Genomic DNA, 21,958 nt, shown 5'->3' on the forward strand with positions numbered 1-21,958 from the left:
CTACGAGGTGGCTATGGTGGCCCCGTCATGGCGTCGAGCCATGTGCGGGAGCTCGGAGGACCGGGCTGAGAGGGCGGCTGACGCGCCGCCGACCGCTGGAACCTGACCGGGTAATGCCGGCGTAGGGAGCCCGTGATGAGCACATCTGGAACCGTCGGCACGACCACGTCCGGGGCGGACGCACCCCTCACCCTCACCGAGCCACCAGCCCGCACGCTGGGCTTCCGCGAGTCCGCGGGCCTGTGGGGCAACCTGGGCATCAGCCTGCTGCTGCCGGTGGCCGCCGTCTACGTCGTCCTGCCCGGGCGGCCGTTGTCGGTCACGATCGGCGCGATCGTCGTCGGCGCGGTGATCGGCGCCTCGCTGCTGGGGCTGGCCGCCGCGGCCGGCGCCCGCGAGGGGGTGCCGGCGATGGTGCTGCTGCGCGGCCTGCTCGGCCGGCGGGCGTCCTACCTGCCCACCGCGCTGAACCTGGTGCAGTGCATCGGCTGGGCCACCTTCGAGATCGTGATCATCGCCGAGGCCGCGTCCCGGGTGCTGGACGCGCCTCGCTGGCCGTTCGTGCTGGTCGCCGGCGTACTGGCCACCGCCATGGCGCTGCGCCCCCTCGGCGTGGTCAAGGTGCTGTCCCGCTACGCGGTGTGGGCCGCGCTGGCCGCGATCGCCTACCTGTTCGTCGAGGTGCTGTCCGAGCCGCGGGCGGCGCTGGACAGCGGCGGCGCCGCGTCGTTCTGGACGGCGACCGACATCGTGATCGCCCTGCCGATCTCCTGGTTCCCCCTCGCTGCCGACTACACCCGGCACGTGCGCAGCGGCCGGGTCGCCGGGACCAGCACCGCCCTGGGCTACGGCCTGGCCACCGTCGCGATGTTCAGCCTCGGCGTGCTGGCGCTGGCGGCCTACGGCAGCTCGGGGCTGGACGTCATCGACGCGCTGCTCGCCGTGCCGCTGGGGGCGCTGGCGGTGCTGGTGCTCATCACGGTCGAGCTCGACGAGGCGTTCGCGAACGTCTACTCCACGGCCGTGTCGGCGCAGAACGTGGTGGCCCGGCTGGACCGCCGGCTGCTCGCGCTGGGCGTCGGTGCCACCGCCACCCTGCTCGCGCTGAGCTTCGACATCGTGGCCTACGAGCCGTTCCTCTTCCTGATCGGCGCGGTCTTCGTGCCGCTGATCGGCGTCTTCCTGGTCGCCTACGCGCTGAGCGCCCCCGGCCGGTGGGACACCTCGGACACCGCTCCGGCCCGGCTGGTCTACCTGCTGCCGTGGCTGGCCGGGTTCGTCGCCTACCAGCTGACCCTGCCGACCTTCTTCTCCGGCGTCGGCGCCGGCTGGACCGCCTGGTGGACCGCACGCCAGACCGACCTGGGCATCGACCCGGCCAACGGCTGGTCGGCCTCGCTGATCAGCCTGGCCGTGGCGGCGTCCCTCACCGCGGTGATCGCGCTGCTCGGCGCCCGCCGCGGGCGGCAACGGGCATGACCCCCCCGCTGGGCCGGCTGCACGTGCTCACCGACGCCGACGGCGGACCGGCCGCGCTGGCCGCGATCGCCGCCGCGGTGGCCGCCGGTGCGCCGGTGGTGCAGGTGCGGGCGAAGGGCTGCAGCGACCGGGTGCTGTACGAGTTCGCCCGGGCCGTGGTCGAGCTCTGCCGGCCGGCGGGCACCACCTGCCTCGTCAACGACCGGGTGGACGTCGCCCTCGCCGTCGGCGCCGACGGGACGCACCTCGGCGCCGGTGACCTCCCGCTCGCCGCCGCCCGGCGGGTCGCCGGGCCGGGGCACCTCCTCGGCGGCACGGCGCGCGACCCGGAGCTGGCCCGGCAGCTGGTGGCCGAGGGGGCGGACTACCTGGGCGTCGGCCCGGCCTTCGCCACCACCACCAAGACGGGGCTCCCCGACCCCATCGGGGTGGCCGGGGTCGGCGCCGTGGCCGCCGCGGTGCCGGTGCCCGTGATCGCCATCGGCGGGGTCACCGCGGCGCGGGTCGGCGAGCTGCTGGCCGCCGGCGCCACCGGGGTCGCGGTGGTCGGCGCGGTCACCGCCGCCGCCGACCCGGGGGCCGCGACGGCCGAGCTGCTGCGGGCGCTGGCGGGCGCCCGGTGATCGACGTGGCGGTGGCCGGCGGTGGGCTGATCGGGCTGTCGGTGGCCTGGCGGGCGGCGCAGCGCGGCCTGTCGGTCGCCGTCGTCGACGACGCCCCCGGCGCCGGCGCCTCGGCGGCCGCCGCCGGGATGCTCGCACCGGTCACCGAGGCCGCCTACGGGGAGGAGGCGCTGCTGCGGCTGTGCCTGGCCTCCCTGCAGCGCTACCCGGCGTTCGCCGCCGAGGTCGAGGCGGCCAGCGGGCTGCCGGTCGGGCTGCGCACCGTCGGCACCCTGGTGGTCGGCTTCGACGCCGACGACGTGCGGGCGCTGGACGCGCTGCACGGCTACCAGCAGGAGCTCGGGCTGGCCGTCGAGCGGCTGACCCCGCGGGACACCCGCCGCCGGGAGCCTGCGCTCACCCCCCGCCTACGCGGCGGGCTGGCCGTCGAGGGCGACCACTCGGTCGACGGCCGGGCCCTGCACCGGGCGCTGACCGCAGCCGCCGAGGCCGCCGGGGTGCGCCTGGTCCGCGACCGGGTGGCCGGTGTGCAGGTCGCCGGCGGGCGGGCCACCGGCCTGCAGCTGACCGGCGGCGAGGAGCTGGCCGCCGGCACCGTCGTCCTCGCCCTGGGTGCGCACAGCAACACCCTCCCCGGGGTGCCGCCGCTGCCGATCCGGCCGGTCAAGGGGCAGATCCTGCGGATGGCCGGTGCGGCCGGGCTGCTCACCGGCACGGTGCGCGCGCTCGTCCGCAGCAGGCAGGTCTACCTGGTGCCCTACGGCGAGGACGGGTTGATCGTGGGGGCCACCACCGAGGACCGTGGCTTCGACGCCACCGTCACCGCCGGTGGGGTGCACGACCTGCTGCACGACGCGATCGAGGTGGTACCCGGGGTGACCGAGCTGGAGCTGGTCGAGACCCTCGCCCGCTGGCGGCCCGGCACCGACGACAACGCCCCGCTGCTGGGGCCCAGCACGCTGCCCGGGCTGGTGCTGGCCACCGGCCACCACCGCAACGGCGTCCTGCTCACCCCGGTGACCGGTGACCTCGTCGCCGAGCTGCTGGCCACCGGCGAGCTGCCCGAGCTCGCCGCACCGTTCACCGTCGAGAGGTTCCCCCACCGATGACCATCTCGCTGACCGTCAACGGCAGCCCGGTCGAGCTGGCCGACGGCACGACCGTCGCCGCGCTCGTCGCCGACCGCACCAGCGGGCACGACCGGGTCGCGGTCGCCCGCAACGGCGACGTCGTGCCGCGCAGCAGCTGGGCGACGACCGAGCTCTCCCCCGGCGACCGCCTCGAGGTGCTCGCCCCCACCGCAGGAGGCTGAGATGCAGAAGGACCGCGAACTGACCGAGGACCTGGCCCCCGCGCTGGAGCAGGAGGAGTCGGCCGACCCCTTCACCCTGGGCGGGGAGACGTTCACCTCCCGGCTGATCCTGGGCACCGGCGGCCTGCCCAGCCTGGAGGTGCTGGAGCGGGTGGTCCGCTCCTCGGGCACCCAGCTGGTGACCGTGGCGCTGCGCCGGGTCGAGGCGGCCGCGGGCAGCGCGATGCTCGAGGTGCTCAACCGCTGCGGGGTGCGGCTGCTGCCCAACACCGCCGGCTGCCAGACCGCCCGGGAGGCCGTGCTGACCGCGCAGCTGTCCCGGGAGGCCTTCGAGACGGACTGGATCAAGCTCGAGGTCATCGGCGACGACCGCACGCTGCTGCCCGACGCCGTCGAGCTGATGGACGCCGCCGAACAGCTGGTCGCCGACGGCTTCACCGTGCTCGCCTACACCACCGACGACCCGATCCTGGGCCGCCGGCTGGCGGACGTCGGCTGCGCCGCGGTCATGCCGCTGGGCTCACCCATCGGCAGCGGGCTGGGCATCCGCAACCCCTACAACATCGCGCTGCTCCGCGAGGAGGTCAGCGTGCCGGTGGTGCTGGACGCCGGCATCGGCACCGCCTCGGACGCCGCACTGGCGATGGAGCTCGGGTGCGACGCGGTGCTGTTGGCGTCGGCGGTGACCCGGGCCCGGGAGCCGGTGCAGATGGCGCTGGCCATGCGGCAGGCCGTCGAGGGCGGCCGGCTGGCCCGGGGCGCGGGCCGGATCCCGCGCCGCTGGCTGGCCGAGGCATCGACGTCGATGCAGGGGCTGCCCGAGCTGTGACCCTGCCGCGGCTGCTCGTGCTCACCGACCGCACGCAGTGCCGGGACAGCCTGACCGCCACCGTGGCCGCCGCCGTCGACGCCGGGGCCCGGGCGGTGGTGCTGCGGGAGAAGGACCTGCCCCTCGCCGAGCGGTCGCGGCTCGCCGGGCAGCTGCGGGCCCTGCTGGACCCGGTGGACGGCGTCCTGGTGTGGGCGGGGGCCGCCGGCAGCGCGGGACGCACCGCCGTCCACCTGTCGGCGGCCGACCCGCTGCCGGCGCCGCGGCCCGGCTGGCTGGGCCGCTCCTGCCACTCCGCCGCCGAACTGGCCCGGGCCCGGGCCGAGGGCGTGGACCACGCCTTCCTGTCCCCGGTGTTCCTGACCGCCTCCAAACCCGGCCACGGCCCGGCCCTCGGGCTCCCCGGCCTGGCCGAGCTGGTCCCGCACGGTCCGCCCGTCTTCGCGCTGGGCGGCATCGGCCCGGACGACGTCCCCGGCTGCCTCGCCGCGGGCGCCTGGGGGGTCGCGGTGATGGGCGGGGTGATGCGCGACCCGTCCTCCGTGCGCGAGCACCTGGCCGCGCTGGCCGGCTGAGCGGGCGACGCGCCGCTCGACTGGCGCGACCCACCCCGGACCGGTGAGGTGGGCATCACATCGGGTTCATGATTAGACCTGCCCCTGCCGAGACAAGACAGGGGTTCGCCGTGGAGCGAGAAATGGCCAGACAGCGAGGAGACCGGGTGACGGGCGAGCGCACCAGCCTTGCGTGGCCGTCGACCCCTCCACCACCCGCCGAGGACGGCTGGGAGTGGGCGCTGAGCAGCGTGGCCGAACTCCCCAGGGTGCGTGCCCAGTTGCGCAGCGGGCTGGCCGAGGAGTCCCGGGGCGACGGTACGGCCGCCGAACTCGACGAGGCCGTCGTCCTGGCGTTCGACGAGATGGCCTCCAACGCCCTCCGGCACGGTGGTGGCGGGGTGCTCGCCCGCGTCCAGCGGACACCACGCGCCTGGCTGATCGAGGTGCGCGACTCCGCAGCCCAGCGCCCTCCGCAGCCGGCGATCGGGCGTGACCCCAGCCTGGGCGGGCTGGGCCTGTACCTGATCGCCGAGATGGCCGACGCGCACGGCTGGCACCTCACCGGAGACCAGAAGAGCGTCTGGGCGTTGCTGCCCCGCCGCTGAGCCGGCTCAGGTCAGCGGCGCAGCCGGACGGCGACCAGCGCGACGTCGTCCTCCGACCCCTGCGGGCGCAACCGCGCGACGATCGCGTCCAGCAGTTCCTCCAGCGGCAGCTCCCCCAGCTCGGTGAGCAGGCCGACCAGCCGGGCGACACCGTCGTCCAGCGGCAGGGCGGGGCCCTCGACCAGGCCGTCGGTGTACAGGAGCACGGTGGACCCGGGGGCGAGCACCGTCACCTGTTCCCGCCGGGAGGTCGTCGGGTCGACCCCGAGCATGAGGTCGGCCCGTTCCGTGGCCAGCACCTCCACCCGGCCGTCGGGGGTGTGCACCAGCAGCGGCGGGTGGCCGGCGTTGGACCAGCGGAGCCGGGTCTCGCCGGGGACCTGGTCGACCTGGTCCTGCTCCAGCCGGGCCACGGCGGCGGTGGCCAGGGTGCGCACCTGCAGCCCCTCCATCGCCAGGTCCAGGTCGGAGAGCACCGCCGCCGGCCCGCCACCGCTGCTGTAGGCGATGCCGCGCAGCAGGCTGCGCAGCTGCCCCATCGCCGCGGCGGCGACCCTGTCGTGGCCGACGACGTCGCCGATGGCCACCACCGTCGCCCCGCCGGGCTGGAGGAACGCGTCGTACCAGTCACCGCCCACCTGGGCGGCCTGGACGGCGGGCACGTACCGCACGGCGATCTCGGCGAGCTCGGGCTCGGGCGGGTCGGTCAGCAGGCTGCGCTGCAGCTCCTCGGCCATCCGGCGCTGCTGCTCCTGCAGCGCCGCACTGTCCAGCGCGACCGCCATCCGGTCGGCGACCTCCCGCACCAGCTCGCGCTCCCGCGCGTCCATCGGGGCCCGGTCGCGGCCGCGGTAGAGGCTCACCGCCCCGAGCACCCGTCCCCGGGCGGCCAGCGCGAAGACCACCGCGGTGCCGGGGTCCAGCGTCCAGTAGGCCTCGCGCACCTCGCCGGCCGGCAGCCCGTTGCCCACGGCGGCCGCCATGTCGGGGACGACGGTGACCTCGCCGGTCGCCAGGGCGGTCACGATCGGGGCGGTGTTGGTGAGCGCAGCCAGCCGGAGCCGGGCGTAGTCGGCCGCCACCGGGCGCAGCGCGGGGTCGCGGTGCCAGCTGGCCACGTCGTGCAGCCGGCCCCCCTCCTCGACCAGGCTGGCGATCCCCCAGTCGCAGAGGACGGGCACCACGGCCTCCACCAGCTCCTGCAGCGCGCCGGCTGATCCCTGCCGGTCGATGAGGGCGGTGGACAGGACGTCCGACACCCGGGCGAGCGTCGCGAGGCGCTCGGCGTCCCGGCGGGTGGCCTCCTCGGCGCGGCGACGCTCGGTGATGTCGAGGAAGTAGACCGACAGCCCCTCGGCGCTGGGCCAGGCCCGCACCTCGAACCAGCCGTCCAGTGGCGGCGGGTACCAGGCCTGGAACATCGCCGGCTCATCGGTCTGCATCGCGCGCCGGTAGTGCACCTCGAAGTCGCTGCCGACCGCGGCCGGGAAGAGCTGCCAGAGATCGCCACCCAGGAGCACCTCCCGGCTGTTGCCCAGCAGCCGCTCGGCCTCGGCGTTGACGTAGGTGAACGCCCAGTCCCGGCTGAGGGAGAAGAACGCCGCCGGCATCGACTCCAGCACCTGGGTGAGCCGCGCGTCGGACCGCCGCCGCTGGGTGGCGTCGTGCGCCACCCCGACGACCCGGACCGCCGTCCCCGCGTCGCCCAGGACGGCGCGGCCACGAGCCCGCACCCAGCGGACGTCACCGCCGGGCAGCTGGACCCGGTGCTCCTGGTCGAAGCCCTCGCCGGTCACCAGCGCCGCGTTGATCGTGGCGGTGACGCCCTCCACGTCGTGCGGGTGGAGCCGCTCGAGCAACGCGCTCAGCGTCCCGGGGAAGACGGCGCGGTCCCAGCCGTAGAGGGCGAGCAGCCGGTCGTCCCAGACCAGCTGGTCGCCGACGGCGTCCCAGTCGAAGCTGCCGATCTCGGCCGCGTCGAGGGCCAGCCCCCACCGCCACCGGGCGGCCTCGGACTCCGCGCCGGCCTCCACCAACCGGAGCTCCGCCGCGACGCACTCGGCGATCAGTTGCAGCACGGCGACGTCCAGGTCGGTCCAGTCCCGGGGCGCGGCCCCGAAGACGCACAGCGCGCCGCGCCGACCGTCCAGCGGCACGCCCAGGTAGGCGCCGATCTCACCGACGGTGACCGGTGCCCGGTCCGCGACCCGGTGGTCGTTCGCCGCGTCCCGGACGACGAGGGTCTCCCCCGCCTCGACGGTGACGGCACACAGCGACTCGGCCAACGGGAGCTCGACACCTGGTCGCCCGGCGCCCGGGCCGCTGACGACGGCCGCCGTCTGCACCTCACCGATCAGCGACACCTGGGCCACGTCGGTTCCCAGGAGCCGGGCGGCCAGGTCGGCCAACCGCTGGACCACGGGGCCCGCAGCCGCCTCGACCGCGCGGGCAGCGGCCCCGGGAGCGGGGTCGTACAGCGTCATCCGTCCCCCGCCCTCGCTTCCGTCCGCCTCGGACGGGGCCCCTCGTCGCCGCGTACCGGAACCCGATCATGCCTGCTGGCGTCGGGAACGGTCGCGGGGGCGTGCCGCGCGGATCCCCCGCCGGCGAGGGACGATGGCCGGGTGCAGGGAACCGCCGGCCCCCGGTCGCCGAACCGGCGGCCGAGCCGATGGGACCCCCGGTCCTGGTCCGGCGCCCTGGAGCGCACCTGGGCCCGGAACCCGCAGATCGGCCTGGCCCTGCGGGCCGCCATCGCGGCGACGATCGCCTGGGCACTCATCCAGCTGCTGCCCCAGCCCGCGCAGGAGTACCCCTACTACGCGCCGTTCGGCGCGGTGATCGCCATCTCGACCACGCTCGCCGGGTCTGCCCGGACCACCGCGCAGTCGGTCGCCGCCATCGCGATCGGCGCCGCGGTGGCCCTGGCCGTCGACGGGCTGCCCGTGCCGATCGTGGCCAGGGTCGGCCTCGTGGTGACCGCCGGGATGCTCCTCGCCGGATGGCACCGGCTGGGGGGCTCCGGCAGCTGGGTGCCCACCTCGGCGCTCTTCGTGCTGATCATCGGCGGCGGCGACCCGGTGGACTACGTGCTGGGCTTCGCCGGGCTCACGTTCCTCGGCGCGCTGATCGGGACCGCCGTCCTCGCCGTCTTCCCGCCGCTGCCGCTGGCGCCCTCGCAGACCGAGCTCGGCCGGCTGCGCGACCTGCTGGCCGCCCAGCTGGAGGACCTGGCGGACGGCCTGCAGCAGGAACACCCGCCCACCGAGGACGAGTGGCGCGAGCGCATCCACACCATCGACCCCGTGCTGGCCCAGATGCGCGCGGCGGTGCAGCAGACCGACGAGGCCCGCCGGGGCAACCTCCGGGCCCGCCGGCACCAGCAGGTCGCCGACCGGCAGTACGCCCAGGCCCGGGCGCTCGAGCGCCTGACCCTGATGGTGGAGGACCTCACCCAGCTGATCGCCGAGACCGAGACCGCCGACGTCTCGCACGTGGCGCTCGGCCCGGCGCTGCGGCCGTCCGCGGCCTCGGCACTGACCGGCCTGGCCGACGTGCTGCGCTCGGTGGAGGGGCCGGCCGCTGAGCCGGACACCACCCGCGCCGCCTACGACGAGCTGCACGCCCTCGAGGTGCAACTGCGGCGCGCCCGGCAGAGCACCGACGACGACCTGTTCGCTGCCAGCAGCGTCGCGCTGGCGATCCGGCGCTGCCTGGCCGCGGTCGTGCCCGAGGAGCTGGCCGAGGAGGAAGCGCCGGACTGACCCGACCGACGGCCCAGCGGCCGACGGCTCAGCGACCCACTGCGTACCCCTGCATCCCCCGCGGGTTGGCCCCGGCCCGCAGCACGCCGGTCTCCGGGTCGACCGAGACCGCGGACAGCCGCCCCAGCGACCAGGGGCCGGAGACGGTGACCGCGTGGCCGCGGCGGCGCAGCTCGTCGATGGTCTCCTCCCCGATCCGGGACTCGACCACGACCTCGTCCGGCGTCATCTCCCGCGGGAAGAACGACGACGGGAAGGCGGTGGTGTGCCAGGTCGGCGCGTCGATGGCCGCCTGGAGGTCCAGCCCGCCCAGCACGTGGGCCAGCCAGAAGCACAGCTGCCACTGCTCCTGCTGGTCACCGCCGGGGGTGCCGAAGGCGAGGGTCGGCACGCCGCCGCGCAGCGCCAGGGACGGGGTGAGCGTGGTGCGCGGGCGCTTGCCCGGCTGCAGCGAGTTGGGGAGCCCGGGCTCCAGCCAGAACATCTGCGCCCGGGTGCCCAGCGCGAAGCCGAGCGAGGGGATGACCGGCGAGCTCTGCAGCCAGCCGCCTGAGGGGGTGGCCGAGACGAGGTTGCCCCAGCGGTCGACGACGTCGACGTGGCAGGTGTCGCCCCGGGTGGTGCCCCGCGTGTCGACGGTGGGCTCCCCGACGCCCGCGATCGGGCCGGAGGAGGCGCGGCCGCCGGCGGTGACGAACTCGGGGAGCCGGGGCGGGCGCCCACCTGGCGAGCCGGGCCGCAGCTCGGTGCTGGCCCGGTCGCTGATCAGCGCCCGCCGTTGCTCGGTGTAGCCCGTGGACAGCAGGTCGTCCACGGGCACCTCGGCCGTGTCCCCGTACCAGGCCTCGCGGTCGGCCATCGCCAGCTTCACCGCCTCCACGCTGGCGTGGACCAGGTCGGCATCGGCGGTGCCCGATGCGTACCCGGCCCCGGCCCCTGCTGCCGGGTGGCCGTCCAGCATCGCGAGCGCCTCGAGCAGCGCCGGGCCCTGGGACCACGGCCCGGCCTTCGCGAGCGTCCACCCCTGCCAGTCGAGGGTGACCGGCGGCTCGTACCTCGGGGCCCAGCTGGCCAGGTCCTCACCCGTCAGGAAGCCGCGGTGGGCACGACCGGAGTCGTCCATCACCGGGGAACGGGAGAACTCGTCGATCGCCTCGGCGACGAACCCCGTGTACCAAGCCGCGAGTGCCGCGTCGATCTGCGCCTCTCGGGAGGGTCCGCGCGCTGCGTCGAGCAGTCGGCGGTAGGTCGAGGCGAGGACCGGGTTGCGGAACAGGCGGCCGGCGGTGGGGGGTGCTCCGTCGGGGGCGAGCCAGGTGGCGGCCGAGGTCGGCCAGTGGGTGCGGAAGTGCTCGGAGACCGAGGCGACGGTCGCGGCGACCCGGGGGTGGACCGGGTGGCCGTGCTCGGCGTACTCGATGGCGAAGCGGAGGACGGCGCCCAGCGGCAGGGTGCCGTGGTCGCGCAGGAGGGTCAGCCAGGCGCCGAGAGCGCCGGGCACGGTGGCGGCGAGGAGACCGGTGCCCGGGACCAGGTCGAGACCGAGGTCCCCGAAGGCGTCGATCGTCGCGCCGGCGGGGGCGACCCCCTGACCGGACAGGACCACGGGGACCCCCGCGCCGGCGGCTGCCCGCGGGCTCCGGGCGAAGAGGATCGGGACCTCGCCCCCCGGGCCGTTGAGGTGCGGCTCGACCACCTGCAGGGTGAGGCCCGCAGCGACCGCGGCATCGAACGCGTTCCCACCGGCCTCGAGGGTCGCCATGCCCGCGGCACTGGCGAGCCAGTGCGTCGAGGCGACCATCCCGAAGGTGCCGGCGAGCTCCGGCCGCGTGGTGAACATGTAGCCACCCTAAAGAAGTGTGGCCGGTTCGCACTGCGAGGCGACGGCGGTGTGGCAGGGGTGCTGGGCGCCTCTCGGAGCGGCACGACCTCGTCGTCGTCCGGCGCTCGATGCCGGAGGTCGATGTCCGACTGCCGTGGCTCGGGGAGCGCCGGCAGCGTCAGCTGGTGCATCCGGGGCGCGACCGGCCTGTCCCAGCTGAGGGAGGCGCCGTTCGCGCCACTGCCCCAGGCCGCGGCCCGCCGGGTCACGTTCCGCAGCCGGCTGACCAGCTGCCGCCCCGGGGCGGTCAGCCGCGAGGGGGGCGCGGCCAGCCGGGTGGGAGTGGTGAGCAGGTCGACGGAGAAGTCGGTGGCGAACTCGATCGCCGCCTCCAGCTCGTGGTCCACGGCCGGCAGCGCGGACGGAGCGGGGGCACGCTCTGCCACCGGGGCGGCCGCCGGGACGGACACCGGGCTCGGGACGGACCGGTCCGACCCGTCGGTCAGCCGGTAGAGCGGCAGCGGCGTCGCACGCCAGGCGAGGTGGGCCCCGTCCCCGCCGGCGCCCCAGGTGGCGGCGCGGCGGGCGAGCTGACGCCGCCGGGAGCGGGGCAGGCGCACCGGGACGTCGTCGTCCGCGATCGGGCCGGGGCCCATGCCGAGCACGCCGATGGCGAGGCCGATCGCCAGACCGAACGCCAGGTCGGTGGTGTTGGGCGCCGGGGTGTCGGTGCCGAACAGCCCGAGCCGGCCGGTGTCCCGGGCAGCGGGCAGCTCGGTCGGCCGGACCGGTGCCATCTGGATCGCCATGTGCTGCCCTCCCGGGAAGTAGTCGCCGCGGCCGGGGAAGGGGCCGCGGGCAAGGAAGAAGTTACGGACGACGGAGCCCCGGGACCCCCGTTCGGGACACCCCCTCCCGACCGCGTGACCCAACCGTTGCCCGACCCCTCCACAGCGGTCGATGACCCCCCTCCGGACCCGGGCACTTGTCGACAGAACCGGACGAAATCGCAGCTCAGCGCGGCAATCGCCGGCCGATGACCTCGGCCGCCGATCCGACGCACCGGCGTGTCGGGCCGTCTGGTGGGATGGGCGGATGCGCACCCCGCTGGTGATCGACACCGACCCGGGCATCGACGACGCACTGGCCGTGCTGCTGGCGCTGGCCAGTCCCGAGGTCGACCTGCAGCTGGTGACGACGGTGCACGGCAACGTCGGCCTGGCCCAGACCACGGAGAACGCGCTGCGGGTGCTGCACCTGGCGGGACGGTCGGACGTGCCGGTGGCCGTGGGCGCCCGCACCTCGCTGGTCTTCCCCCAACCGGAGCGGGCCGGCCACGTGCACGGGGCGGCGGGCCTGGGCGGCGTCGTGCTGCCCCCGTCCCCGGCCGCGGTCGACCCCCGGCCCGCGGTCGTGGCGCTGGCCGAGCTGCTGCTGGCCAGCGAGCAGCCGGTGACCGTGGCCGCGATCGGCCCGCTGACCAACATCGCCCTGCTGCTGGGGGTGTACCCGGAGGCGGCGGCGCGGATCGGCCGGCTGGTCGTGATGGGCGGCTCGGCGACCCGCGGCGGCAACGTCACCGCGGCCGCGGAGTTCAACGTGTGGGCCGACCCGGAGGCCGCCGCAGCGGTGTTCGGTGCGGGCCTGCCGACCGTGCTGGTGGGGCTGGACGTCACGCTGCCCACGGTGCTCACCGCGGCGGGGATCGCCCGGTTCGCCGCGGCCGGCCCGGTGGGCGCCCAGGCGGCGGCGGTCCTGCAGCAGTACGTCGACCACGCCCGCAGCAGCTACGGCGTCGAGGGCGTGGTGGTGCACGACGCCCTGGCGCTGACCGAGGCGATCGTGCCGGGCACGCTGACGGCCGTGCGCCGGGACGTCGTCGTCGACACCGGGCACGGGGCCGGCCGCGGGCAGACCTTGGTGGACCGCCGGACGACGTCGTCCTCGGCCACCGCGGTGGCGGTGGCCGAGGACGTCGACAGCGAGGCGGCGGTGGAGTTCCTGGTCAGCCGGTTGTGCGGGCTGGCGGAGCGGAGCTGATCAGGCCGGCTCGACGAGCCCCGCGGAGACCATCCACTCCAGCGCGACGTCCCCGGGCTGCTCGCCGGCCACGTCGACCTGGGCGTTCAACTCCTGCAGCACGTCGTTGGTGAGCAGCGGGGTGATCTGCCCGAACAGGTCGGCGAGCTCGGGGTGCTCCTCGAAGGTCTCGGTGAGCAGCACCGGCGAGATGTTGTAGTTGGGGAAGAACGCCCGGTCGTCCTCGAGCACCGTCAGGTCCAGCGCCGTGATCCGGCCGTCGGTGGTGAACACCTCGCCGAAGTTGCACTGCCCCTGGTCGGTGGCCTCGTAGACCGCGCCGGTGTCCAGCGTGCTGACGTTGTCCCGCGGCACGCCCTGCTCGTCCCCGAGCTCCAGGCCGTAGGTCTCCAGCATCGGGACGAACCCGTCGTTGCGGCTGGCGAACTCGCTCTCCACGCAGAAGGTCCGCTCCTCCACGGGCAGCTCGGCGATCTCCGACAGCGTGCTGATCCCGCCCAGGTCGTCTACTGCCTCGCTGCGGACGGCGAAGGCGTAGGTGTTGTTCGCCTCCGCGGGCGGCAGCCAGGTCAGGCCGTTGGCCAGTTCGGCGTCCCGGACGGCCTCGTACTGCTCCAGCGGGTCCGCGATCGGTGCGGTCTCGCCGAGGTAGGAGAGCCACGCGGTGCCGGTGTACTCCCACTCCATGTCGATCTCGCCGTTGACCATGCCCTGGCGAGCCGGCACGGAGCCGGGGATGTTGGTCCGGTCGACGACGTCGAACCCGGCGGTCTGCAGCGCGATCACGGCGATCTTGCCGAGGATCAGCTGCTCGGTGAAGTTCTTCGACCCCACCACGATCTCCTCGCCCGCCACCCCCTCGATCGGCTGGATGTCGGCCGGCGCGGAGGCCGGGGTGTACTGCGTGGCGGCCTGCAGGCCGCACCCGGTGAGGAGCGTGGCCGCCGCGAGGGAGAGGGCGGTGGTCGCGCGCGTGCGCATCAGAGTCCCTTCGGTCGGGCGACGTGCTCCACGACGCGGCCGAGCCAGTCGATGGCCAGCGCCAGGAGGGCGACGAGGACGGCACCGCTGAACAGCAGGCTGTCCAGCGAGAGGTTGATGCCGGTGGTGATCAGCTGGCCCAGCCCGCCGCCGCTGATGAAGGTCGCCAGCGTCGCGGTGCCGACCAGCAGCACCAGGGCGGTGCGGACGCCGGCCAGGATGACCGGGACGGCCAGCGGCAGCTCCACCCGCAGCAGGACGGCGAGGGCGCTCATGCCCATCCCCCGGCCGGCCTCGACCAGGCGGGCGTCGACGCCCTGCAGCCCGACCATGGTGTTCCGCAGCACCGGCAGCACCGTGTAGAGCACCAGGGCCACGACCGCGGACCGGAAGCCGAACCCCAGCCAGGTGGCCAGCAGCACGAACAGCCCGATCGCCGGGGCGGCCTGGCCGGTGTTGGCCACGCCCAGCACCAGCGGCGTGGCCCGGCGGAACGGCCCGCGGGTGAGCAGCACGCCCAGCGGGATGCCGATCAGCAGCACGATGACGGCGGCGAACAGGGTGAGCTGCAGGTGCTCCACGATGCTGCGACCCAGCACGCCCCAGCCGAGCTGCCGCTGCTCGGTGTCGGCGAGCTCGGCGGTCGACCGCCAGACGACGAAGGCCAGCACCCCGGCCAGCACGAGGACCGGCTGCACGAGCAGTCCGCGCCAGGCACCGCGGGCCTCGTCGGCGGCGCCGCCACGGGCCGGCGTCTGGGTCTGGGCGAGCGCGTCGTCGACCTCGGTGTCGGGGTACGCCTCGGTGGCCGCGGGGCGGGGCGCCGTCATCCCTGCACCTCGTCGCGGGTGCGCTGGATCGCGGCCATCACCGTCTCCACCACCATGACGCCGGCGACGCCGTCCCGGCCGGTCACGACGACGCCGCCCTGGCTGGCGGCGAGCATCGTGTCCAGGGCGTCGTTGAGCGTGGAGCGCAGCCCGACCACCGGGAGCTTCTCGTCCACGGTGTCCGGCACGGTGGCCGCCCGGGACAGCTCCGCGAGCGACGGCCAGCTGATCGGCCGGCCACGGCGGTCGGTCACCACGACGTACTTCTCCCCGGCGGCCGACGCGCGGCGGACGACCTCGGCGGCGTCCTCGCCCACGCTGGCCTGCGTGGGGTGGATCAGCTCGACGTCGCCGACCCGGGTCAGGGTCAGCTGCTTCAGCGTCGCGCCGGCACCGACGAAGTCGGCCACGTACTCCTCCGCCGGGTCGGCGAGGATCGCCTCCGGGGTGTCGTACTGCACCACGCGGGCGCCGACGTCGAAGACCACGATCCGGTCACCGAGCTTCACCGCCTCGTCGAAGTCGTGGGTGACGAAGACGATCGTCTTGCCCAGCTCCTCCTGGATGCGGATCAGCTCGTCCTGCAGGCGCTGTCGGGTGATCGGGTCGACCGCGCCGAACGGCTCGTCCATCAGCAGCACGGGCGGGTCGGCGGCGAGCGCCCGGGCGACCCCGACGCGCTGCTGCTGGCCACCGGAGAGCTCGCGGGGGTAGCGGTCCCGGTACACCTCGGGGTCCAGGCCGACCAGCTCGAGCAGCTCGTCGACCCGGGCGGCGATCCGCTTCCGGTCCCACTTGAGCATCCCCGGGACCAGCCCGATGTTGGTGCCCACGGTCATGTGCGGGAAGAGCCCACCGGCCTGGATGACGTACCCGATCCGGCGGCGCAGCTGGTCGGCGTCCTGCCCGGTGACGTCCTCGTCGCCCAGGAAGATCTTGCCGCTGGTGGGCTCGACCAGCCGGTTCAGCATCTTCAGCAGCGTGGTCTTCCCGCAGCCGGAGGGGCCGACGAACATGACCATCTCACCGGCCGGGATGTCCAGGTCGACCGAGTCGACGGCCGGCGTCCCCTGACCGGAGTAGCTCTTGGTGACGCCCTCGAGCCGGATGGAGACGCCGCTGACCTGGCGCTCGGTGCCGGCGGGTGCGGTGGCGCCGCTGCGCTCGGCGGTGGTCTCAGACACGGATGCCCCTCGAGGTGGTCAGGCGACCGACCAGCACCAGCACCACGTCCAGGACGAGGGCCAGCAGGACGATCGCGATGGTCCCGACGAGCGTGGCGTTCAGTGCATTCGCACCGCCCAGCCGGGAGAGTCCGGAGAAGATGAAGCTGCCCAGGCCGGGGCCGAGCACGTAGGCGGCGATCGCGGCGATGCCCATGACCATCTGGGTGGAGACCCGGATGCCGGCCAGGATCACCGGCCACGCCAGCGGCAGCTCGATCCGCAGGAGCGTGCTCATGCGGCTCATCCCGATGCCGCGGGCCGACTCCACCAGCGAGCGGTCGACGCCGGCCAGGCCGACGACGGCGTTGCGCAGGATCGGCAGCGCGGCGTAGAAGGTCACCGCCAGCACGGCCGGGGTGATCCCGAACCCGAAGGGCGCCAGCAGGATGCCCAGCAGCGCGAAGGACGGGATGGTCAGCCCGATGGCCGAGAGCCCGTTGGCCAGCCCGGTGAGCCGCGGGCTGCGGTAGGCCAGCACCGCCAGCCCGATCGCGATCACGGTGGCCAGCAGCACGCACTGCACGACCAGGCTGACGTGCTGGAAGGCCTGGAAGGCGATCAGCCCGCGCCGGTCGACCAGGTACTCCCACATCGGCCCACCCCCTCTCCGCACCCAGGCCACGCTGGGCCGGGTGGTCGTCGTCCTGATGGAGCCGCACTCGGTCCGGCGAGGACTCAGGCGGCCTGGTGGGCGTGCGCCCCCGGCGCGCACGGCGCAGCTGCGGGGTGCTCCACCGCCGGACACGGGCCGTACCGCGCCGGCGGCCTCATCTCGGCCGTGTGACACGGTGTCACACCCGTCACGCGGATGGCGAGCTCGCCAGGTGACGAAGTGATGACTTTCCTGACCGGGTACGGGGACTGGCGTGCCTCGATCGGGGTAGTGACCCGGCCCGGTCCGCTCCGCGGGCAGGTGCCGACGGGAGACGATCGGCGGCGGACACCACGAACGTGTCCCGGTCTGGAGGAGGACCCATCAAGACGGTCAGGTCGGCAGCCGACGAGGCGCCGTTCCAGGTGCGGCTCGCGGACGGCCCGGAACCGGGGCAGGTCATCGCCTCCGTGTCCGGCGAACTGGACGCCGCCAGCAACCCGCTGCTGCAGCAGACCCTGCTGGCTGCGCTGCGCCAGGCGGAGCGCCTGCTCACCATCGACCTGTCCGGGGTCACCTTCTTCGGGTCCGCCGGGGTCACGGCGTTGGTGTGGGTCAGCCAGCACCCGGAGGCCGCCGGCAAGCACGTCGGGGTCATCGCGACCAGCCGCATCGTCACCGGGCCGCTGGAGCTGACCGGCCTGCTCCTGCGGCTGGACGTCCAGGGGATGCCGGGCGTCGCCGCCGGACCGCAGGACAGCGAGGACCGGGCGCGGCGCTGACCGCGCCGAGCCGACACGTGACCCCCCGTGCTGCACGCGCCCTCTGCGTCCGCCACCATGGTCCCGGCGGACACACCGGCCGGCGGGAGGCCCGAAGAGTGAGTGCACTGGTCTGGCCGGCGGCCGACGTGCCCCGCGAGGACGGCGACGTCTGGCGGTGGGAGCTCCCGACGGTGCACGACGCGTCCCGGGTCCGGATGGACCTGCGGGCCCGGCTCGCCCACCCGTCCCTCGCCGCCCGGTCCACCGAGGACGCGCGCGAGGGACTGCTGCTGGTGTTCGAGGAGCTCAGCTCGAACGCACTGCGGCACGGTGGTGGTGCGGTGGTGGCGCTGATCGTCGCCGTCCCGACCGGCTGGCTGATCGTGCTCACCGACGGCTCGCCCGACGCCCCGCCGCGCCCCGCGGTCGACCGCGACCCGGCCTACGGGGGGATGGGGCTGCCGATGGTGGCCCAGCTGTCGGTCGACTACGGCTGGTGCAGCGACGCCGACCGCAAGCACGTGTGGGCCCGGCTGCCCTCCGGGCTGCCCACCGCCGCGGTCCCCCGGCCCCGCTCCTCCTCCGGCCCGGCAGGGGCCTGACGGAGCGCCTCGGTCCGGAGTTCAGCTCCGTACCACCGTCACGTCGCTGAACCCCTCTGCGGTGCTCGGCACGGTGAGCCGCCCGGCTGCGCTGTACAGCCCGACCAGCGGCACCCTCGCCCGCCCCTCGCGGGCCTCGTTGCGGGCCCGGCAGGTCTCCAGCGGTACGTCGAGGAACACCGCCCGGGCCGGGACGCCGGCGGCCGCCGCCAACGCGATCAGCGGCGCCCGCTCGGCCGGCGACGGCGAGGTGTTGTCGACGACGACGCTGGCGCCCTCGGCGAGCAGGGCGGCCACGGTCCGCTGCTGACGGGCCTCGCGACGCCGGGCGTTCGGCCAGTGGTCCTTGCTGACCACCGCGTGCGTGCCGGCCAGGTGCTCGGTGACCCACCTGGACTTGCCCGACCCCTGCAGGCCGACCATCACCACGAGCTCCTGGCGTGCCATGGCCGATCCGGTACCCGCCCCGGCCCACGCAGTCGCTGCGGGGGTTGCGCGGCCACGGCACCGGGCATGGAGGGGCATCTGTCCCGAGACCCGAGGAGGGCCCCGTGTTCCCGGCCGAGAACATCCGTGACTGGCGCACCCTGAACGTCGTCGACCCGGACGGGAGCAAGATCGGGACGTTGGAGTCGGTGTACGTGGACACCACCACCGACCAGCCGTTCTTCGCCGCGGTCATCACCGGCTTCATCGGTCGGCGCCAGTTGACCTTCGTGCCGCTGACCGGCGCCACCGTGGCCCCCGACCACATCCGGGTCACCGTGTCCAAGGACCTCACCAAGAACGCGCCGTCCATCGACACCGACGGCGAGCTCACCGTCGAGCAGGAGCCCGACGTCTTCGCGCACTACTCGATGCCCTACACCGGCGGCGTGCGCCGGCTGGCCCGCCGCTAGCCGTACCGACCGGGGAGGTCGGTGCGGTCCACTCCGGGACCAGCACCGGTTGGTCACTTACTGTTCACGCAGAAGTCCCCCAGTTGTCAGCTGTTCGTCGCCCGACCTACTGTGCTCGAGGACCTGGGTCGCCGCTGCGCTCGGGGCGTCGACTGCAGGGACTCGCCATGCTCACCGTCATCCGGCCGCGCCGTCTGCTCGTGGTCCTGGCCGGGATGAGCCTCCTGCTGGGAGCCGTCAGCCTCGTGCTGAACCTCGTCGTGCTCGGCGCCGACACGCCGGGCCAGCTGGCGGCGGGGATGCGCTCCGGGGTGCTCGACCTGCTCAGCGTCAACCGGGAGGCGAACCTCCCGACGTGGTTCTCTTCGGCCCTGCTGCTGGCGGCCGCCGCCTCGGCGGCCGGAGTGGCCGCGTGGGCCCACCGGAACCGCGACCGCTGGCGGTGGCACTGGTCGGTCCTCGCCGCGGCGTTCGGCTACCTGTCGGTCGACGAGCTGCTGCGGTTGCACGAGCGGGCCAACCACCAGGTGGGCAAGGTCGTGGAGACGAGCGGGGTCTTCACCTTCGGCTGGTGGGTGCTGGCCGCCCCGCTGGTGGTCGTCTTCGCCGCCGCCTACCTCCGCTTCCTCCGCGGGCTCCCCGGACGGATCGGTCTGCTCATCGTCGTGGCGGGGACCCTCTACGTCGGCGGCGCCATCGGCATGGAGGTGGTGGGCAGCTGGCTGGCCGACGACCGCGGGACGCTGTCCGCTCCGTACGTCCTGGCCACCACGGCCGAAGAGGTGCTCGAGATGCTCGGCGTGGTCGTCTTCCTCTACGCCGTGACCACCTACGCGAACTCCCGGATGAGCGTCGTCGACGTACCCGTCGCGAGCGCCGCCACGAGCCTCGACGAGGCTGCGGACCGCGGTGGTCGGGGTCGGCACGATGACGCTGCGCGCCGGACCGCCACTGCCCCGGGCGTCTCGGAGTTGAACGACGACACCGGGATCGGCGGCGCCCGCGCGGCCTGACCGGCCCCTTCGTCAGCCGCGGCGGGCGGCGAAGAGACCGGCCGCGTCCCGCAGGCTCTTGGTCGGGCGCAGCCAGGCGCCGTCCGTCGGCAGGGCGTCCAGCCGGACGCGGTCCAGCGGCTCGACGAACGCCCCGGGCACGTCCTCGATGTCGACGAACTGCAGCAGCTCGGAACTGATCGCGTAGCCGGCGACCTCGCTGAACGCGACGACGACCACCTCGGTGCCCGCGCGCGCCAGGTCCTCGAGCGGCTCGGCGAAGTTCCGGCCGTCACCGGAGAAGACGACCAGGCGGCGCAGCTGGTGGCTGTGCGCCCGCACGCTGATGTGGTCGAGCATCGACTGGTCGATGTCGTCGTCGGGCTGGAGCTTGGGCCGGGCGAAGACGGCGTAGCCGAAGCTGCGCAGCGCCTCCACCCAGCGCTGCAGGGAGGTGGCGTGCTGCGGCGGCACGTTGGCGAAGACGCAGGCCTCGACCTCCGGCGGCTGCACCGCCCCGAGCTCCTCGGCACCCTCGACGAACCACGCGGCGATCGCGTCGAACCGCGGCCGGGACGCCGCGGTCGGGCGCGCGCCGATCACGTTCGCCAAGGTCATGTCGATGTTCGGTGCGTCCCACACCAGCAGGTCCAGCGACGGGCGCGGCCCCTCGGACGAGAACCCCTCGTGCCCGTCCACCGATCCGGTCGCGTCGTCGAGGATCTCGGTCATCGGCCCAGTCTGCCGGTCGGGGTCCACCGGCGGGACCGGTGGGCGCGCGATCGCGGTGGGCGTGCCGCCCGGGGCGGTCGCCCGACGCCGACGGCGGCCGGTCACCGGACCGCTCCGACGCACCGACGACGGCACCGCGACCAGCTCATCCCGGCACCGTACGAGACGCACCGGACGCTCAGGTCGTGATGGTCACCAACCGCTTGATCGCCAGCAGGGCCAGCGGCGCGTAGCCGAGCACCAGGGGCGCGAAGCCGCTGATCCGCAGGCCGGTCGTCGTCCCGCCGTCCGGGCCGGTGCTCACCCAGTGCGCCAGCCCGAGCCGGGTCGGTCCGACGGTGACCTGCCAGCTCCACGACCGCGCCGCGTCGGACACCTCGTCGACGACGAACGGGACGGAGGTGCGCAGCGGGTCGTGCACCCGGCCGGTGACGCCCTGGGCGATCCGGGGGGCGGTGGCCTCCACCCGGCTGATCTGCGGGGACCACTCCGGCCAGCGAGCGGGGTGGACGAAGCGGTCCCACACCTCGCCGGGGTCGACCGGGCCGGTGGCGTGCAGGGTCACTGTGGTCACCCCGGACGGGTGCCCGCCCAGCTGCCGACTGACACCCGGGCGGGCTGATGGCCGGGATCCGCCCCCGAGAGTGACCCAGGCCGGTCCATCCGCGCCCGACCAGCATGCCCCCGGCCCGCCCACCGCGCAGGTCCGGTTCCACGTGGAACCCCCGACCAGCGCCGTCCGGACCGGACGCGAGGATGGCGGCGTGCCCGGGTCCTCCCCCTCACCGGTCCTCCGCGCGATGACGCCGGCCGACTGGCCCGCCGTCCGCGAGATCCACGCCGCCGGCATCGCCACCGGCCTCGCCACCTTCGAGACCGAGCCACCGACCTGGGCGGCCTTCGACGCCTCCCGCCTGCCCGGTCACCGGCACGTGGCCACCGACGGCACCGGCGCGGTCCTCGGCTGGGTGGCGTGCAGCCGTGAGTCGCCGCGGGCGGCCTACGCCGGCGTGGTCGACCACTCGGTCTACGTCGCACCGCACGCGGCCGGCCGGGGCATCGGGCGGCTGCTGCTGCAGCGGCTGATCGACTCGACCGAGGCCGACGGCATCTGGACGATCCGGGCCGGGGTGTTCCCCGCCAACACGGCCAGCCTCGCGCTGCACGAGCGGCTCGGGTTCCGGGTGGTCGGCCGTCGGGAACGGATCGGCCGCCGGGTCGTCGACGGGCGGGCGAGCTGGCACGACGTGCTGTTCCTCGAGCGCCGCAGCCGGGTGGTGGGCCGGGACGGCGACCCGGCCTGACCCCG

General features: G+C 74.9%; 24 protein-coding genes and 1 riboswitch. Of the genes, 15 read left to right on the top strand and 9 right to left on the bottom strand.

Annotated features, from left to right (window positions below):
* The first annotated feature begins 34 nt into the window (after window positions 1–34).
* Window positions 35–145, top strand: a riboswitch (TPP riboswitch).
* The 7 genes from O2W15_RS05220 to O2W15_RS05250 all read left to right on the top strand — a co-directional run bounded on the left by O2W15_RS05220 (window position 136) and on the right by O2W15_RS05250 (window position 5,405).
* Window positions 136–1,479, top strand: coding sequence for a purine-cytosine permease family protein (locus tag O2W15_RS05220; RefSeq protein WP_269164037.1), 1,344 nt, complete (start codon window positions 136–138; stop codon window positions 1,477–1,479). Its footprint overlaps the riboswitch before it by 10 nt.
* Complete coding sequence (thiE, locus tag O2W15_RS05225) at window positions 1,476–2,102, top strand: thiamine phosphate synthase (RefSeq protein WP_269178645.1); 627 nt, start codon at window positions 1,476–1,478, stop codon at window positions 2,100–2,102. Before O2W15_RS05220 ends, thiE begins: the two co-directional genes overlap by 4 nt.
* Window positions 2,099–3,211 carry a glycine oxidase ThiO gene (gene thiO, locus O2W15_RS05230; RefSeq protein WP_269178646.1) on the top strand — a complete coding sequence of 371 codons (1,113 nt, stop codon included), beginning with the start codon at window positions 2,099–2,101 and terminating at the stop codon, window positions 3,209–3,211. The genes thiE and thiO overlap by 4 nt, the downstream gene beginning before the upstream one ends.
* Entirely contained in the window at window positions 3,208–3,414 is a 207-nt protein-coding gene (gene thiS / locus O2W15_RS05235; RefSeq protein ID WP_269164040.1) for a sulfur carrier protein ThiS, read from the top strand. The genes thiO and thiS overlap by 4 nt, the downstream gene beginning before the upstream one ends.
* Before the next feature lies 1 nt (window position 3,415).
* Window positions 3,416–4,243, top strand: a complete 828-nt coding sequence (locus O2W15_RS05240; protein WP_269178647.1) for a thiazole synthase — start codon at window positions 3,416–3,418, stop codon at window positions 4,241–4,243.
* Complete coding sequence (locus O2W15_RS05245; protein ID WP_269178648.1) at window positions 4,240–4,818, top strand: thiamine phosphate synthase; 579 nt, start codon at window positions 4,240–4,242, stop codon at window positions 4,816–4,818. Before O2W15_RS05240 ends, O2W15_RS05245 begins: the two co-directional genes overlap by 4 nt.
* A 146-nt stretch (window positions 4,819–4,964) precedes the next feature.
* Window positions 4,965–5,405, top strand: coding sequence for an ATP-binding protein (locus O2W15_RS05250; RefSeq protein WP_269164043.1), 441 nt, complete (start codon window positions 4,965–4,967; stop codon window positions 5,403–5,405).
* A gap of 11 nt (window positions 5,406–5,416) precedes the next feature.
* On the opposite strand, the gene O2W15_RS05255 is transcribed toward O2W15_RS05250, so the two are convergent.
* A complete protein-coding gene (locus O2W15_RS05255; RefSeq protein WP_269178649.1) occupies window positions 5,417–7,888 on the bottom strand; it encodes a SpoIIE family protein phosphatase in 2,472 nt (823 codons plus the stop codon).
* Window positions 7,889–8,029: 141 nt separating this feature from the next.
* On the opposite strand from O2W15_RS05255, the gene O2W15_RS05260 reads away from it, so the two are divergent.
* Window positions 8,030–9,169, top strand: a complete 1,140-nt coding sequence (locus tag O2W15_RS05260) for a hypothetical protein (RefSeq protein ID WP_269178650.1) — start codon at window positions 8,030–8,032, stop codon at window positions 9,167–9,169.
* Between the two features lie 28 nt (window positions 9,170–9,197).
* Here the strand turns inward: O2W15_RS05260 and O2W15_RS05265 are convergent, their stop codons facing one another.
* Window positions 9,198–11,009, bottom strand: a complete 1,812-nt coding sequence (locus O2W15_RS05265) for a gamma-glutamyltransferase family protein (protein ID WP_269178651.1) — start codon at window positions 11,007–11,009, stop codon at window positions 9,198–9,200.
* Between the two features lie 123 nt (window positions 11,010–11,132).
* On the opposite strand from O2W15_RS05265, the gene O2W15_RS05270 reads away from it, so the two are divergent.
* Window positions 11,133–11,504 carry a hypothetical protein gene (locus tag O2W15_RS05270; protein ID WP_269178652.1) on the top strand — a complete coding sequence of 124 codons (372 nt, stop codon included), beginning with the start codon at window positions 11,133–11,135 and terminating at the stop codon, window positions 11,502–11,504.
* 582 nt (window positions 11,505–12,086) lie between these two features.
* Complete coding sequence (locus O2W15_RS05275) at window positions 12,087–13,031, top strand: nucleoside hydrolase (protein ID WP_269178653.1); 945 nt, start codon at window positions 12,087–12,089, stop codon at window positions 13,029–13,031.
* Here the strand turns inward: O2W15_RS05275 and O2W15_RS05280 are convergent, their stop codons facing one another.
* The 4 genes from O2W15_RS05280 to O2W15_RS05295 are packed head-to-tail and all read right to left on the bottom strand — an operon-like array spanning window position 13,032 to window position 16,660.
* The gene (locus O2W15_RS05280; protein ID WP_269178654.1) at window positions 13,032–14,012 is read right to left on the bottom strand and encodes a glycine betaine ABC transporter substrate-binding protein; all 981 of its coding nucleotides are present in this window, start codon (window positions 14,010–14,012) and stop codon (window positions 13,032–13,034) included. It abuts the gene before it with no gap.
* Window positions 14,012–14,842, bottom strand: a complete 831-nt coding sequence (locus O2W15_RS05285; protein WP_269164050.1) for an ABC transporter permease — start codon at window positions 14,840–14,842, stop codon at window positions 14,012–14,014. The genes O2W15_RS05280 and O2W15_RS05285 overlap by 1 nt, the downstream gene beginning before the upstream one ends.
* Window positions 14,839–16,026 carry an ABC transporter ATP-binding protein gene (locus O2W15_RS05290; RefSeq protein ID WP_269178655.1) on the bottom strand — a complete coding sequence of 396 codons (1,188 nt, stop codon included), beginning with the start codon at window positions 16,024–16,026 and terminating at the stop codon, window positions 14,839–14,841. The genes O2W15_RS05285 and O2W15_RS05290 overlap by 4 nt, the downstream gene beginning before the upstream one ends.
* Window positions 16,019–16,660 carry an ABC transporter permease gene (locus O2W15_RS05295; protein ID WP_036335960.1) on the bottom strand — a complete coding sequence of 214 codons (642 nt, stop codon included), beginning with the start codon at window positions 16,658–16,660 and terminating at the stop codon, window positions 16,019–16,021. The genes O2W15_RS05290 and O2W15_RS05295 overlap by 8 nt, the downstream gene beginning before the upstream one ends.
* A gap of 425 nt (window positions 16,661–17,085) precedes the next feature.
* Here O2W15_RS05295 and O2W15_RS05300 point away from each other — a divergent pair, with 425 nt between their 5' ends.
* Both O2W15_RS05300 and O2W15_RS05305 read left to right on the top strand, forming a co-directional pair.
* Window positions 17,086–17,442: an STAS domain-containing protein gene (locus tag O2W15_RS05300; RefSeq protein WP_269178656.1), complete on the top strand. Its 357-nt coding sequence runs from the start codon at window positions 17,086–17,088 to the stop codon at window positions 17,440–17,442.
* A gap of 98 nt (window positions 17,443–17,540) precedes the next feature.
* Window positions 17,541–18,026 (top strand): ATP-binding protein, encoded by a 486-nt coding sequence (locus tag O2W15_RS05305; protein WP_269178657.1) that lies wholly within the window; start codon window positions 17,541–17,543, stop codon window positions 18,024–18,026.
* 21 nt (window positions 18,027–18,047) lie between these two features.
* Here the strand turns inward: O2W15_RS05305 and O2W15_RS05310 are convergent, their stop codons facing one another.
* The gene (locus O2W15_RS05310; RefSeq protein WP_269178658.1) at window positions 18,048–18,473 is read right to left on the bottom strand and encodes an AAA family ATPase; all 426 of its coding nucleotides are present in this window, start codon (window positions 18,471–18,473) and stop codon (window positions 18,048–18,050) included.
* A 104-nt stretch (window positions 18,474–18,577) separates the two neighbouring features.
* Here O2W15_RS05310 and O2W15_RS05315 point away from each other — a divergent pair, with 104 nt between their 5' ends.
* Together O2W15_RS05315 and O2W15_RS05320 are read left to right on the top strand one after the other, a co-directional pair.
* On the top strand, window positions 18,578–18,925 hold the full coding sequence (locus O2W15_RS05315; RefSeq protein ID WP_269164054.1) for a PRC-barrel domain-containing protein: 348 nt from the start codon (window positions 18,578–18,580) through the stop codon (window positions 18,923–18,925).
* 167 nt (window positions 18,926–19,092) lie between these two features.
* Window positions 19,093–19,938 (top strand): hypothetical protein, encoded by an 846-nt coding sequence (locus O2W15_RS05320; RefSeq protein WP_269178659.1) that lies wholly within the window; start codon window positions 19,093–19,095, stop codon window positions 19,936–19,938.
* Window positions 19,939–19,950: 12 nt separating this feature from the next.
* On the opposite strand, the gene O2W15_RS05325 is transcribed toward O2W15_RS05320, so the two are convergent.
* Complete coding sequence (locus O2W15_RS05325) at window positions 19,951–20,649, bottom strand: NYN domain-containing protein (protein WP_036332547.1); 699 nt, start codon at window positions 20,647–20,649, stop codon at window positions 19,951–19,953.
* A 178-nt stretch (window positions 20,650–20,827) separates the two neighbouring features.
* On the bottom strand, window positions 20,828–21,223 hold the full coding sequence (locus O2W15_RS05330) for an SRPBCC family protein (RefSeq protein ID WP_269178660.1): 396 nt from the start codon (window positions 21,221–21,223) through the stop codon (window positions 20,828–20,830).
* A gap of 190 nt (window positions 21,224–21,413) precedes the next feature.
* Between O2W15_RS05330 and O2W15_RS05335 the strand changes: the two genes are divergently transcribed.
* Window positions 21,414–21,953 (top strand): GNAT family N-acetyltransferase, encoded by a 540-nt coding sequence (locus tag O2W15_RS05335; protein ID WP_269178661.1) that lies wholly within the window; start codon window positions 21,414–21,416, stop codon window positions 21,951–21,953.
* Window positions 21,954–21,958: the final 5 nt, after the last annotated feature.

The sequence above is a fragment of the Modestobacter sp. VKM Ac-2979 genome (assembly GCF_026967995.1).
Taxonomy (GTDB): domain Bacteria; phylum Actinomycetota; class Actinomycetes; order Mycobacteriales; family Geodermatophilaceae; genus Modestobacter.